We start from the raw sequence: 14,084 nt of genomic DNA on the forward strand, positions 1-14,084 counted from the left end.
AGTTGAAGCAATTCTAAAATTAGGAAAATATTTGTCAGTATTATTGATGAAGTATTTAACGGTTACACATTATTCAAGGATGTGATCTAAATGACTAAACCGAAAACAACCCGTAAATCTGTTCATGATCGCATCCTAAGTACAGCATCAAGCTTGTTTTATCGAGAAGGAATTCGCAATGTAGGTATTGACAGAATCGTTGCAGAATCTGGCGTTGCAAAAATGTCACTATACAATCATTTCAAGTCAAAGGATGCATTGATTGAAGCGTGGCTGCGACAACAGGATGAACAATGGTGTGAATGGCTCAAAACCACGATTGAGGAACGAGCTTCTAACCCATCCCAACAACTATTGGCAATATTTGATGCCCTGCGGGAATGGTTTGAGGGCCCAGATTTCCGAGGTTGTGCATTCATTAATGCTTCAGTGGAACTAGCCAATGCTGATCATCCTGGACATCGAGTGGCATTAGAGCATCAACAATCAATCTATCATTACATCAAGAGCCTAGCTCAAGCAGCAGAAGTTTCATCACCGGAACAGTTAGCCAGGCAACTGCTTCTCATCGTACAAGGTGCGATCGTGGTTGCGATGATGGAAGGAAGTTGGTCAACTGCTTCACAGGCGAAAAAAGTTGCGGCAACCCTAATCCAGACTGCATCAAAATCCGGCGTTACCGAAACAGTGCTGAGTGTTGAGTAAAAAAGTCTATTATACTATTATATGATTTAATGTAAAAAATCACACTGCAACCAAGTTCGGAGCAGTCAGGGATGAGAATTCATTACTTACAACATGTGCCATTTGAAGGACTTGCTAGTATTGAACACTGGTTAACGAAGAAAGATTATATTCTCTCCGTAACTAAGTTTTATAACGGTGACTGTTTACCATCTGTTGATGACCTAGATTGGTTAATAGTAATGGGTGGGACGATGAATATTTATGAGGATGATAAGTATCCTTGGTTGACTTTAGAAAAACATTTTATTGAAGAAGCAATTAAAAAGAATAAAATAGTTATTGGTATTTGTCTTGGTTCGCAGCTAATCGCTGATGTTTTAGGTTCCAAGGTTTACAAAGGTCAGGAAAAAGAAATAGGTTGGTATCCGATTCAAATGACAACAGAAGCACAAAATTCTGCTGTTTTTGCTTCATTCCTTGCAACTTTTACTGTGTTTCATTGGCATGGTGATACTTTTGACATACCACTGGGTGCTGTACGACTAGCCTCTAGCAAAGTATGTGCAAATCAAGCTTTCATTTATGAAGATAGAGTATTAGGTTTACAATTTCACCTAGAATCAACTCAAGACAGTGTTCGACAACTTATTGAAAATTGCACCTCGGAATTAGTGACAGGTAAATATATTCAGAAACCTGAAGAAATGTTGGCACGGGATGATGATTTTAGTAATCTAAACACTGCGATGCACAAAATATTAGATTATTTTGCAACTTTTACAAAATAATCTAATATTTATCACGCAATAAAGCTGCCCATCTTTAAGCGATCGCTCTACCTACCACTTCGCTACAATTCTTTTGAGCCAATCATTATATTGCTGTTTTTGCATAGAGTAATATCTATAAAATATTTATAGGAAAATGATATGACAAATAGCAAAACTGAAAAAATGGGCAAATTAACTACCACAATCACTATTACTAACCAAATTGACCAAACTCTCCCAGAAAGAGGATTTATTCCCACAGAACAAATACGCTCAATTACTTTACATAATGTTTTAGTTGACACAGGTGCAACAAGGTTGTACTTGCCTAAAAATATTATTCTTGATTTGGGATTGCCTCTGCAAGGAGAAGTAGATGTAAAAATAGCTACATGAGTACAAAAAGCTCGGGTTTTTAAAATGTTGAATTTTTCAGTTGAGGGAAGAGAAGGGACATTCAATTGTATTGAATTAGCAGAAGGTTCAGATCCGTTATTGGGATTAATACCTTTAGAAGATTTAGGATTAGAACCCGATTTACAAAATCAGAAATTGCGAGTTTTGCCAATGGAAGGAAAAGATACTTATTTAATGGTTTTGTAATGGAAATCGTACAGAGTACCAGTAACGCCTTCTAGTTGTTTTGTTTAGTGATTTTAGCAATAGACATTATCATTCTTGTAATAATTATCCCAAATGGATTTTATAACAGCCTATTACTCAGCCAAGAAGTTATAATATCAATCAAATATTGGACTTTAGGCAATAATGCCAAATGCTAGCGTGGCGAGTTTACTAGAGCAAGGACACAACCAACTTGATCGGGGAGAGTACCAAGCAGCTTTACAGATTTTTCAGCAAGCTGCTGTACTGGAACCGCAAAACCCCCAAGTGCTATCCACCTGCTGATTCATGCGATCGCCCTTAGCTCCGTGACACAAAAAGACGCGCTATTTCACAGGCAAAATTGGGCAGCAACGGCGACGTAATCACATCATCAACCAGCAACCTAGTCACCTGTTTTAACTGAGCATTGTCTCGTCGATAGACTTCAATTTGTTGAGCAATGCGATCAACAATCCAATACTCCTGCACTCCCTGAACTGAATACAGTTTCAACTTGGCTAAAATGCCTCGCTCAAATCTTCGATGTTTCAGCACATTAGAGTAACAGAGAGTAAGAGTTGAGAATAGCTGATTTTTAAATTTTGTATCTCAATTGAGCAACGCCATTTTTTCTAAACAAAATGTGCATCTGCCGCATTGAATGCTAGTTTAATCATTTGATGGGGATATACATTGCCGGATATATGATTCCGAGGCACTCTGGCGATTAAAGTTTGTTCTCCCACCTTAACCCAAATACTACAAATCCCAATACCATTTAAAACCCGTTCTATTAGCCCTTCAATAATTACTGACCAAGGTTTATGCAATATTGAAGAACTTACATCGTAAACATTAAAAGTATCGCCAGATAAACAACATGTAGTAATTGGCTTTGTGATTTCCCCAGGATATAAAAACTCTATCCCGTTTGCAAGTTTGATAAAACTTCCACGGCTACTCCGTTCTACCCAACACGGAATAATATTATCTATCCCTACCAATCTTGCAAGCTGTTCGTTAGCTGGTCGGCGGATGATGGTTTCCAAGTTATCATCCTGGACAATACAGCCGTCAAATAAAGCGATCGCTCTATTAGCAAAATGCAGTATATCTGTAAAATTATGACTGACTAATATGACTGCCGATCCCCTAGCTTGGGCTAATTGTCTAATTTTCTCGATCATCTCGGCACGTATGCCCACATCTAAAGAAGCAGAAGGCTCATCCAAAAGCAGCAATTCCGAATCAGCAACTAAACCGCAGGCAATAGAAACCCGTTTGGCTTCACCACCAGACAAAGAACGAGCTGACTGATTTGCCAGGTGTTCGCAGCCAAAAGTTGTAAGTGCAGTATGTACCCTTTGCTTTATCTTGTGTGTTGGTGTTCCGCGAAACTTTAATACCTTGGCAACATTATTAAAAACAGTGTCGTCCAGTAATAAGGTTTCCTGAAATACCAAAGCCGAACGACGACGCAACAATGTTTTATTGGTATTGCGGACATCGTGTCCAAATAATTGCATCTCACCACGGTAAGGTTGCAAGAGATTGATTGTTCTTAACAAAGTGCTTTTACCAGCGCCATTGGGCCCAAGCACAGCGACCAGTTCTCCTGGACGGACTGCAAAATTTTCAATTGACAGGATATTTTTACGTGTTTTGCTATCGACGCTAACCTGTCGCATATTCAGGACATACTCGTTAGTACTCATAGAATTTTCTTGTCATGCTGTAGGATAGTCAGCAACACGATAACGGTGTATGTGATCAGGAGTAGAATGTATGCGATCGCCATCGCCACATCGTAATTTCCTTTCCCTACTTCCATAACGATCGCTGTAGTCAGGACTCTTGTCTGCCCTTTGATATTGCCGCCTACCATCATGGATGCACCAACTTCCGAGATGACGCGACCAAAACCAGCCATGATTGCAGCCATTAACCCTAACCGTGCTTCCTTGATTAACAACCAGTTGACTTGCCACTGTGTCGCCCCCATTGATAGCAGTTGCCAGCGTAGTTTCGGATTAATACTGATAATTGCCGCAAAACTGAAGCCAGCTACAATTGGAAAAGCAATAATGGCTTCGGCTAGGATCATAGCTGTGGGTGTGTACATCAAATCACTATCTCCTAACGGCCCAGACCGCCACAAAAACAGACTGACGAATAAACCGACTACAACTGGCGGTAATCCCATGCCAAAGTTAATCAAACTAGTTAGAGTTTGCTTGCCGACAAAATCCACTAATGCTAGCCATAATCCTAATGGTAGTCCCAGCAAAACGCTAATGGCTGTAGCTGTTCCAGATACAAACAATGTCATCGTCATGACTTGGAAAATGTCACTATCGCCACTGGTTAATAGCTCAAGAGCTTTGAAAGCTCCTTCGATGATTGTATTCACAAATACAAATCTCTTAAAAAACTGGAAAATAATGGTGAATATGCAGTAGAGCAACCCTTGATGATCTTATACTCAATTTTTTCTAAAAGCCGTAATCTTTCTCCGTTTTACCGGCATCAACATAAAATAGCGGTTGTTTGAACTCTTTTTTCCCGTGGGCTGCAATCAGTGTCTGTCCTTCAGGAGATAAGACATAATTAATAAACGCTTTAGCTCCTGCACTATTCACCCTGGGGAATTTCTGAGAATTTACTTCCATGACATGGTAGAGATTTAAGAGTTTCTTATCTCCTTGCACCAGTACTGGCAAAGACAGATTTTTCTTTTGAAATATATAGGTTGCTCGATCTGCTAAGGTATATCCCAGTTTTTGATTAGCGACTTGCAAAGTTTGCCCCATTCCTGAACCTGTTTGCTGATACCAACTGCCAGAGGGTGTGACTTTTGCCTGTTGCCATAAATCTTTCTCTAGCTTATTAGTACCTGAGTCATCACCCCGCGATATAAACAAGGCTTGATTTTTAGCAATCAGGGAGAATGCTTCTACAGCACTCTTTTTCCCTCGAATTTTTGCCTTATCAGTATCTGGGCCGACGATTACAAAGTCATTGTGCATTACTAAGTGCCGATTAGTTACTGCACCACCTGCCAAAACTTTGCGTTCGGCTTTCGGTGAATTGACGAACAGTGCGTCAACTTCACCCTTTTCAGCTAATGCTAAAGCTTGTCCAGTGCCGACTGCAACCTTTTTTAAGGTATATCCTGTTTTCTTTTCAATCGCTGGAACCAAATCATCTAGCAGCCCACTGTCCTCAATGCTCGTTGTCATTGCCACGATTACATTTTTATTTGCTGGGGACTGGGCAATAGCTGGGTTTTGCTTGACCAGTATATCACTCGCTTCAGCACTCAGAATTACCAAGAAACAAGCCAAACATGCAATGAAAATTCTCCGAATCATGAAACCTCCAGGAATATATAATTTATGTCATGCTGTAGGATAGTCAGCAACACGATAATGGTGTATGTAATCAGGAGTAGAATGTATGCGATCGCCATCGCCACATCGTAATTTCCTTTCCCTACTTCCATAACAAGCGCTGTAGTCAGAACTCTTGTCTGCCCATAAGGATGAAAAATTGTAAAATAATGGTGAAATATGCAGTTGAGCAACCCTTGACGAGCTGATCACGGCAAACGCATCAAGAAATGCTGATTTTTTTGTTGGTTCTTAACCTTGGTTGCGATCAAGAGTAATTTAGATGCGTTTACCCTGATGAACTGATGCTCAAGTTTCTTTAAAAGCCGTAATCTTTCTCTGTTTTACCGCTATCTGGATAAAATAGCTGTTGTCCGAACTGTTTTTGCCCGTGGGCTGCAATCACTGTCTGTCCTTCAGCAGATAAGACATAATTAATAAACGCTATAGCTCCTGCACTATTCACTTTCGGGAATTTCAGAGGATTCACCTGCATGACATGGTACAAATTCAACAGTTTCTTGTCTCCTTGCACCAGTATTGGTAAAGACAAGTTTTTCTGCTGAAATATATATGTCGCCCGATCTGCTAAGGTATATCCCCGTTTTTGATTAGCAACTTGCAAAGTTTCTGCCATTCCTAAACCTGTTTGCTGATACCAACTGCCAGATGGTTTAATATTAGCCTGTTGCCATAAATCTTTTTCTAGTTTGTTAGTACCTGAGTCATCACCCCGCGATATAAACAATGCTTTGTTTTTAGCAATCAAAGAGAATGCTTCTACAGCATTCTTTTTTCCTCGGATATTTGCCTTATCTGTATCTGGGCCGACAATCACAAAATCATTGTGCATTACCAAGTGCCGATTAGTTACCGCACCATCTGCCAAAACTTGGCGTTCAGCTTTAGGCGAGTTGACAAATACGGCATCAACTTCACCTTTTTCAGCTAGAGCCAAAGCCTGTCCAGTGCCGACAGAAATGCTTTTGAGCTTATATCCTGTTTTCTTTTCAATCGCCGGAACTAAATCATCTAGCAGCCCACTGTCCTGAATGCTGGTTGTCATCCCCACAATCAAATTTTTACTCGTTGGAGACTGTGCAATAGCTGGGTTTTGCTTACCCAGCATATCACTAGCTTCAGCACTCAGAATCGCCAAGCAACATGCCAAAAATGCAATGAAAATTCTCCGAATCATAGAACCTCTGGAAATATAAGATTTACGCATTGACAGAGTAATAAGGTGTTACGCAAAAACACATTGAGACAGCACAGGAGCGATGCCTACGGCAACCCTAAGAGCGATCGCAATTTTTTCCTTAACGTTGAAAGCTATACCTACGGCTTGTTCGCCATTTTGCAAGATGGTGTCGTTAATCTAAATAGCATTGTTGTTCATAATAAAGTGATGATTCTGTGACTCTAAATATTTGCTACAACTTCCCCAGTCTTGCTGATGTTATAACCGCCGAGAATTTGTAATTGCGATCGCACTAGCTGATGTCCTAAGATATTGATAAACTGCTGTACTGGTGCTTCTTCCAAGTATTCCTTGAGAATCACCAAGTCGTATCGCGCACTATGAAGGGGAATAAATCCCAAACCAAAGGTAGCAGCTATAGATGCTGTACTGATACCTGCATTAGCAACTCCTGAGACTATAGATAAAGCAACATCTTGATGGTTGTGAACGATATGGTTAAATCTTTTCACAGCCTCCAATGGCACTCCTTCTTCTTGGAGTTTCCGTTCTAAAAGCATCCGATTAGCAGAACCCACTTCATGAGTGACAACAGTTGCTCCAAATTCTACTAAGTCGGAAACTGTTTTAACTCCCATTGGGTTTTTTGGTGGAACTAACAATCCCTCTTCCCAAACCCCAAGAGTAATCAAGACAGCACTCTTATCTGTTAAGGCTTCTCGCACAAAGGGAATGTTATGTTCCCCAGTTTGGGGATCGTATAAGTGCATCCCTGCAATGTGAACTTCACCTCGGCATAGACTACGCAATGCAGCCTTGCTATGGGCGAAACGATAATGAACTCGCAGTTGCGGATGCCAGCGTTCAGTTGCTCTTGCTAAGAGGGAAAGCACAGGTGTACAACCAGCAATCACAACTGTGTTGTGCAATTTGTCCATATCATCCAGAAGCCGAACCTGGACTTTATTTGTACCTGTCTGGCTCTGTGCCTCACCCTCAGCCCTTAGAGGTGATGCTCCTATGTCGCTACCGCTTGCGCTAACGCCACTCCCGACAATGGGGTGGCTCACAGCAACTACCTCACCATCTGATGGAATCATTTCGATGCGAAAAGCATCTCTGGCTAATAGGGGATAAGCTATCCATCGATCCCTAATCCGCGCTAGAATAACTTGTGATTGCTGGTTGTTAGGGGTCGAATCGGCAAGAATCGCCTCAACTTTGGGTAAATCCTCCTCTCCTAGAGAGAATAAGTCCTCAACTTGGCAACCAAGTGCTTTAGCTAAACGCAAGGAAACAGCAACAGAAGGAGTACATTGTCCCGTTTCCACAGCACCAATAGTCTGACGGGTTACGCCAGCTATATTAGCTAATTCTTGCTGACTTATGCCCAGACGATTCCTAATTGCCTTCAGGTTATTGCAAATATTCATATCCTGCTTTATGAGGCTGTATCTATCTGTTACAAAAAGCCGTAGCGGACACATTTAATCTGACTTGAAAAAGGGTGTAGGGGAGTAGGGTAAAGCCAGATTTTCATGACTGACGGTGAAATTTTTGATGATTGACTGCCGAAGTAATAGCAAGGTCTTTTATAGAACTCCTATTTGATTTTTGAAACAATTCACACACCATTATTTTTTCTTCCCCGTTCCCTATCTCTATAAGTGATTCACCGAATCAAATCGAATTGCTATAGTGTGTGCCTTTTCTGCTGGAAGTTCTGTTAATGCTTTTGTAATCTTGCATACCATAGATATTGTCAAAATACTTGCCAGATTTTTGTTTTTGCAGGAAGTCAAGTAATTTCAGACTTTTTGTTAGTTTATTACTGTTTTTTATCTACCCGTAGCAAGCATACCATACACATCGCTAAAATAATTGCTAAAAAATAAAAAGTTTTTCCTGGGATTTTCTCGTGATAAGTGTATTTATAGCTACATAATTTTTCACATTTTGTAGTAAAGATGAATGATTTGAAGCCTAAATATTTTCGTGCAACGTACCTGTGTCTACATGTTAATCATCAGATTTTTATTAGCGATCGCGTGTTCAGATGGTGTTGCTTAAGTAATAAAATCCGCTCCAAGGTTATGTGTCGATGCAGGTGCACAACGCTTGCAGGCTTGAGGCAAGTGCATAATTCACACTTGGATTCAGCAACGTCCAGACGAAATTTTTATGCAAGTGGTGAATTTAAGGTATCCCTTTTTATGGTTTTCGGATAATGCTACAAAATAGCTACCTGGTTGTAGGCAGAGGACACATTGGTTTAGCAACAGCTGTCTATTTGAGTACTCAAGGATATAGTGTTTACCTTTTCTCTCGGCGTTCTTCCATAGTTGCCCAGACAAAAACCATTCACTCAATTGGATCGGTTTCTCCCGGAAGTTATTTAGTTGCAGCTTGTTCCAATAACATTTATGAGTTGGCGGCACTAAATGGTGGTAAGCTACCACTCAACGTGCTAATCTGTTGTCGCGGTCAAGACATCGAACTCTACGCCAGGATTCTAGCTGAATATGTCAATCCTGAAATGAATATTCTGGTTTTCTGTGCTAGTCGCTTTGCAGGTCGGGTTTTTTGTCAGGTACTCCAGAGACTGGGAATAGCTAAGGAACAGTTGCCTGTTGTGGCTGATGTCAATAATACTCCTTTTGTCAGTCGCAGTAATACGGAGGATCAAGTTAAGATTAGTACGCTTACTAACAAGTTCTTTGTGGCAGCTCAGAACCAAACCATGACAATGCGGATTGTGAGCGCTTACCAAACTGTCTTTAGTAATTTATGCGCTGCTGGCTCGGTTTTAGAAATAAATCTCAATAAAGTTAATGACATTATCCACCTTCCCCTGCTTCTAACTTCATTAGCTAGATGGGAATCTGGTGAGGATTACAACCTTTATCATAACGTTGGCCCTCGTACTGTTGGACTTATTGACGACCTGGATCGCGATCGCATTGCAGTAGGTGAAGCACTGGCAGTGCCCAATTTAATTGATATCAAAAGCCACTATCAAATCACATACGGAACCACCGGATCGTCCCTTTACGAACATATGCAGCAGGTTGGAGCCTACTCCAGTACGACGCTGTATAACCCCCATCACCGCTATTTAGTTGAGGATCTGCCTTATGGCTGTTTTCCCCTACAAGTTTTAGCTCGCCTAGCTGGAGTAGAAACACCATTTCTAGACAGTTGCATCACAATCGCAAATAAGTTCCTTGACATACCTCTGGAGTGGAACGCTGAGTTTCTAGAATTGGATCGGCATCAGCTCATTGACATACTCACTAGGCTTGAGCCACAGGGAAACACTTGACGGTTCACAGCAACTTGCTACTCTTCGTAGTTTTACAATCGCTCTTTGTCCGTTTAAGGTCGTGCTGATGCCCCCATGCCGACCATCTCTGTATTTCTTGCTCAGTCCCGCAATTTAGGCACAAAACTGAACGAAGAAGAGTAAAATTTTCTTCATAGAGTAGATTGAGTCTAGTCGTTGTGAACAAAGTTGCAATAGTCCTGACTTTAATGATAGTTTTGGCTGCTTGTGTTGCTTTAATCAGTGCTAGGATCGTCACGTTTAGTACTGTTGTTTCCCGTATACCCCGTCTGTATGGGGGCATTATCTTGCAAGCCAATGGTTCTACTACTGAAACCATCAAACTCAAAGACGTTAACAATCGCCGCTTAAATACTGAGGTCAAGCTAGAGGTTGGGCGGGGTACTGTTTATCTTGAATTATTGGATGACAAAGGGCAACCTACATCTTCACTGGTAGCAACACCCGGAAAGCCAGCCTTGGGTAAAGGTTATTTAGTCACTGATGTCTCTAGTGCCGTTAAATATAGGATTACTGCAATTGAGGCAGAAAACATTGCGTATTCGCTTACGATAGATGACTCTCGCTAACTAAAAATCGAAGCTAACTTTTAAACTTCATACTGGAAGCTGACTTTTCACGGGATGTGGAAAGGGAAAGATGATTCGCGTATGATATTCGCCGTCTACTGACTTTAAGTCATTGAACTCACGTTTTCTTAATATTGTAGAAATTAGTAGAATTGGCTACCTCATAATCTCGTTGAAGAATTGAAAAGTCATGATGGCTCAAAACAATGGCAATAGCAACATCCATCATACTTTGCGATTCATTCAGTTTCTCTTCCAAATAAATCTGCCAATAAACTTTCACATCACTTTCGAGAATTGGCTTCTCAATTGCTGTAACAACACCGTCCTGCTTGGGATGAATCGAGTAAGCACTGTACTTCCACTCATTCTTGTCCTTGAGAACGATGTCAGGGGAATCACCAATCTGTAATTGGAGATGTAACTCGTTTAAACGTACCCCCTGATATATCTCAAACATTCTCGATACTAGCTCTCCAGGGCTGCGTGCAGCTACTTCCATCAGAATTGGTTCTTCGCTACCTTCTTGTAAGAAGAAATCAATATTGATTACACCATTTTGGGGGTAACCGTGTTCCAAACTTTGTAACGTATCACTTGAGAATTGCCAAAGTTTCTGAAATTCTGGCTCTTCTTCTCTAACAACAATATTGCCGATTTGAGCGCCATAAATAAACTCATCATTCGGTCGATAGTGCTTGCAAGCAGCAAAATAACAAGGTTGACCATTTTTGATGACAACACTTGTATTGTATAGTTGACCTTTAATAAATTCATTTAATTCAAATTCTTCATCTGAATCTACATTGCTGTCACACCAACCTTTCAAATCATCAACAGTATGAATTCTTTTAGTTTTTTCACTTCCGGCTCCCGTAACTAGTTTGATAAAGATGTGATTACCTAGTTCTTTTAGAACAAACCTTAAGTAGGAAACTGGGTCTTTACGGTATTGGTCTTGAGCAAAAGTCAGATACTTTGGCACCCGAATTAGAGAATTTTTCAGGGCAGATTTTAGGTAACTCTTATCGGTAAACTGGTGGATCATGGTTGGGCGATCGCCTACTAAATTTAGAGCTTCACGCAACTGTGCAGCTAACAATACCGAATACTCATCATTGGTAACAATCCGATTGTTATCCAATTTATAATCAGTCTGAATCTGTTGATAGGTTTGGAGCAGATTTTGCAAATTGTAAGGTTCTACAATCTGCACAAGATCCAAGTACTGATACTGGGAGGGTACAACCTTACTAAGTCCTCGTCTACTACAGAGTAAAACCAGATTTCTATTATCCGATTGGATATGCTTAAAATCAGTTTCGTAAGGAAGCATATCATGCAGCACAAAAACAGTCTGCTTATTGCTATCTATCTTACTACTGTCCAAGGCAGCTGGATTTGCCTCCTCATAGAGCATTTTTTGTATCAACTGGAGAATTTCCTGTGAACATCCCCATGACAGAGTTACTCCTGACCCTCCATGTCCATAATTATAAAATACGTGTGTGTTTAAAACCCTTTCCACACAAACATTTTCCTCTGTTAATGGTCGTAAACCAGTCCTAACAGGCTCCTTCTCATCTAGTGGGAGTTCTCTTAATTCCTGTAGAAACTCCAAACAGCCATCATACATCTGTTGGATAATTGGAACCTCAAGAGATAGGTCTGTATTCCATTGGTCTTGCTGCGTTAATCCTCCCAAGACCACCAAATCATCCCCTTTAGGAACTATGTAAACGATGTCTTGCTCATTTGAAGAAGATTCTTCGTGGGAAATACAATGAGCGTCTGTCACAACTTTCCCCAAATTTTTAACCCTGACAAGTGCGCCCCTCAAGGGATACATGGAAGTATCTCCTGTAGTTGCGATCGAACCTAGTCCAGCACAATTAACAATTGCCCTTGCATTAAAACGACGAAGTAATTCTTGTTCATTTTGAACCACATTGACAGTGATTTTTTCCTGGATAATCTCACATCCGATATTCTTTACGTATTGAAGTAACCACTTCATGTAGACATCAGTGTTTGTCATCGGAGCCATGTGTTTATAAGCATCTTTTATACCTCCTTTAAAACTCAAATCAATCGTTTCTTTGACAATCTGTAAGCCTCTTTCAAATCCATCAACCTTATCCTTCAACTCATTCATTTTGCGAAGTTCAGTAGGTCGATTTTCTAAAACATCCTTAAAATAGAAATACGCATCCCTTAAATAAATTCCTGTTTTTTCTGAACCAAACTCTGCGTGTATTTTTTTGAATTTATTATAGGTAGTCATACACCACTCTTTAGAGCGTTCCAGGGATCTAGGAGATCCATGACGACCACAGACTGCTGGTGGCCATTCCCACAATGCACCTGCTACAACAGAGGTTAAATCTGGGGCAAAACGATCTGCAACAATTACAACACCAAAACCTGCCTCTCTCAGACATATAGCAGTTGTCAGACCACTTACTCCCGCCCCAATTACTAAAATATTTACATCATTGTCTAGCAATAGATTACTCATTAAAGATTGTCTCACTTTTTCTCAGTAGAAAACAAATGTATTAGCTTACCCATTAATGATATTAATTCGGGTAATTTTAGGTTGGCGTAGGGTTAAGAAATTCTTAGTATTTGGCATTTAATACGAGTATTACTTAGCAACATTTTTTAGTTAAGAACTAAGCAGTACTAATAATGAAAAAACGAGTAGATAGTTTAAAGGTGTTTTGAAAATTGGTTCGCTTATTTTCAAAACGGTTAGGAAAAATACGAAATGAAAAAATAAGGGTTAAGTGCGTTTATCCCAGATTGCGAACCAACAGGTTTGCGCTTTTGCAGAGCGGACGCTTACGCGATCGCCAGCATTGTGATAGTCGGTTTCAGGCACATAATGCGGTTTTTGTCATAGACTGAGTTGCAATTCATTCTTTATACTCAGCTTGATTGAATTAGAAACTATTGGCAGTAATGCTAGTGTATCAGGAGTTGTGATGAAGCGTTGGTGGTTGTCTGGTGATGTACGACTGTGGCTTTTAGTTAGTCTATCGGGATGCTTGAGTGCTGTTGTGATTCAGCCTGGACGGGCAGAAGTTAAACCAATGGCACAGAAACAGGAAATTCAAAGCCAGGAAAATTTTAAACCTCTGCCCAGCAGAAAAATTCGGCAATTGAATGAAATCTCACGTCCTAGCACTAGCGCCCAAATGCTAGTGCAGTCGTCAGTACCAAATAACCGTTCTTCTTAAGGAAGTTCAGTTATACTAGTTACTGGAGTTAAAGCCAATCCCACTGATAAAGGTGTGAAGATAATTTTAGAGACAACTGTTGGAACTCAACTGCAAGTGACAAATCGCAGTACGGGTAATAATTTTATCGTTGATGTATCTGGTGGGCAGTTACGTTTGGCTGATGGCAATGCTTTTACATTTCGCTCTCAAAAACCACTTGAGGGAATTTTCGGGACTTTGACCAGAAGATTGAAGTAAATTGACAAGTGAGATGTTACGAGGGTAGAAGGCGATC

17 protein-coding genes are annotated in these 14,084 nt (G+C 40.4%); 10 read left to right on the forward strand and 7 right to left on the reverse strand.

All coding sequences use genetic code 11. The features are described from left to right. Positions 1 to 90 precede the first annotated feature (90 nt). The 5 genes from ACFFAP_RS27230 to ACFFAP_RS27250 all read left to right on the forward strand — a co-directional run bounded on the left by ACFFAP_RS27230 (position 91) and on the right by ACFFAP_RS27250 (position 2,366). Positions 91 to 705, forward strand: a complete 615-nt coding sequence (locus ACFFAP_RS27230) for a TetR/AcrR family transcriptional regulator (RefSeq protein ID WP_375514151.1) — start codon at positions 91 to 93, stop codon at positions 703 to 705. 71 nt (positions 706 to 776) lie between these two features. Further along, entirely contained in the window at positions 777 to 1,475 is a 699-nt protein-coding gene (locus ACFFAP_RS27235; protein WP_375514152.1) for a type 1 glutamine amidotransferase, read from the forward strand. Between the two features lie 141 nt (positions 1,476 to 1,616). Then, positions 1,617 to 1,853 (forward strand): hypothetical protein, encoded by a 237-nt coding sequence (locus tag ACFFAP_RS27240; RefSeq protein WP_375514153.1) that lies wholly within the window; start codon positions 1,617 to 1,619, stop codon positions 1,851 to 1,853. Between the two features lie 24 nt (positions 1,854 to 1,877). After that, on the forward strand, positions 1,878 to 2,060 hold the full coding sequence (locus tag ACFFAP_RS27245) for a hypothetical protein (RefSeq protein WP_375514154.1): 183 nt from the start codon (positions 1,878 to 1,880) through the stop codon (positions 2,058 to 2,060). Positions 2,061 to 2,225: 165 nt separating this feature from the next. Next, positions 2,226 to 2,366, forward strand: a complete 141-nt coding sequence (locus tag ACFFAP_RS27250) for a hypothetical protein (protein WP_375514155.1) — start codon at positions 2,226 to 2,228, stop codon at positions 2,364 to 2,366. 15 nt (positions 2,367 to 2,381) lie between these two features. On the opposite strand, the gene ACFFAP_RS27255 is transcribed toward ACFFAP_RS27250, so the two are convergent. The 5 genes from ACFFAP_RS27255 to ACFFAP_RS27275 form a co-directional block, all read right to left on the reverse strand. Beyond that, positions 2,382 to 2,618, reverse strand: coding sequence for a Uma2 family endonuclease (locus ACFFAP_RS27255; protein ID WP_375514156.1), 237 nt, complete (start codon positions 2,616 to 2,618; stop codon positions 2,382 to 2,384). A gap of 77 nt (positions 2,619 to 2,695) precedes the next feature. Continuing rightward, entirely contained in the window at positions 2,696 to 3,778 is a 1,083-nt protein-coding gene (locus tag ACFFAP_RS27260) for an energy-coupling factor ABC transporter ATP-binding protein (protein WP_375514157.1), read from the reverse strand. Next, complete coding sequence (locus ACFFAP_RS27265) at positions 3,775 to 4,473, reverse strand: ABC transporter permease (protein WP_375514158.1); 699 nt, start codon at positions 4,471 to 4,473, stop codon at positions 3,775 to 3,777. Before ACFFAP_RS27265 ends, ACFFAP_RS27260 begins: the two co-directional genes overlap by 4 nt. A gap of 82 nt (positions 4,474 to 4,555) precedes the next feature. Continuing rightward, complete coding sequence (locus ACFFAP_RS27270) at positions 4,556 to 5,434, reverse strand: substrate-binding domain-containing protein (protein ID WP_375514159.1); 879 nt, start codon at positions 5,432 to 5,434, stop codon at positions 4,556 to 4,558. A gap of 337 nt (positions 5,435 to 5,771) precedes the next feature. After that, positions 5,772 to 6,650: a substrate-binding domain-containing protein gene (locus ACFFAP_RS27275; RefSeq protein WP_375514160.1), complete on the reverse strand. Its 879-nt coding sequence runs from the start codon at positions 6,648 to 6,650 to the stop codon at positions 5,772 to 5,774. 63 nt (positions 6,651 to 6,713) lie between these two features. Between ACFFAP_RS27275 and ACFFAP_RS27280 the strand changes: the two genes are divergently transcribed. Continuing rightward, positions 6,714 to 6,872 carry a hypothetical protein gene (locus ACFFAP_RS27280; protein WP_375514161.1) on the forward strand — a complete coding sequence of 53 codons (159 nt, stop codon included), beginning with the start codon at positions 6,714 to 6,716 and terminating at the stop codon, positions 6,870 to 6,872. A gap of 2 nt (positions 6,873 to 6,874) precedes the next feature. Here ACFFAP_RS27280 and ACFFAP_RS27285 read toward each other — a convergent pair whose 3' ends face one another. Then, on the reverse strand, positions 6,875 to 8,086 hold the full coding sequence (locus ACFFAP_RS27285) for a substrate-binding domain-containing protein (RefSeq protein ID WP_375514162.1): 1,212 nt from the start codon (positions 8,084 to 8,086) through the stop codon (positions 6,875 to 6,877). Positions 8,087 to 8,880: 794 nt separating this feature from the next. Here ACFFAP_RS27285 and ACFFAP_RS27290 point away from each other — a divergent pair. Both ACFFAP_RS27290 and ACFFAP_RS27295 read left to right on the forward strand, forming a co-directional pair. After that, positions 8,881 to 9,975, forward strand: a complete 1,095-nt coding sequence (locus ACFFAP_RS27290; RefSeq protein WP_375514163.1) for an NAD/NADP octopine/nopaline dehydrogenase family protein — start codon at positions 8,881 to 8,883, stop codon at positions 9,973 to 9,975. Positions 9,976 to 10,154: 179 nt separating this feature from the next. Further along, the gene (locus ACFFAP_RS27295; protein ID WP_375514164.1) at positions 10,155 to 10,565 is read left to right on the forward strand and encodes a hypothetical protein; all 411 of its coding nucleotides are present in this window, start codon (positions 10,155 to 10,157) and stop codon (positions 10,563 to 10,565) included. Between the two features lie 118 nt (positions 10,566 to 10,683). Here ACFFAP_RS27295 and ACFFAP_RS27300 read toward each other — a convergent pair whose 3' ends face one another. After that, positions 10,684 to 13,083, reverse strand: a complete 2,400-nt coding sequence (locus tag ACFFAP_RS27300; RefSeq protein ID WP_375514165.1) for an FAD-dependent oxidoreductase — start codon at positions 13,081 to 13,083, stop codon at positions 10,684 to 10,686. A gap of 418 nt (positions 13,084 to 13,501) precedes the next feature. On the opposite strand from ACFFAP_RS27300, the gene ACFFAP_RS27305 reads away from it, so the two are divergent. After that, positions 13,502 to 13,807: a hypothetical protein gene (locus tag ACFFAP_RS27305; RefSeq protein ID WP_375514166.1), complete on the forward strand. Its 306-nt coding sequence runs from the start codon at positions 13,502 to 13,504 to the stop codon at positions 13,805 to 13,807. 12 nt (positions 13,808 to 13,819) lie between these two features. Continuing rightward, entirely contained in the window at positions 13,820 to 14,047 is a 228-nt protein-coding gene (locus tag ACFFAP_RS27310; RefSeq protein WP_375514167.1) for an AMIN domain-containing protein, read from the forward strand. Positions 14,048 to 14,084: the final 37 nt, after the last annotated feature.

This window comes from uncultured Nostoc sp. (genome assembly GCF_964245575.1).
Taxonomy (GTDB): Bacteria; Cyanobacteriota; Cyanobacteriia; order Cyanobacteriales; family Nostocaceae; genus Nostoc.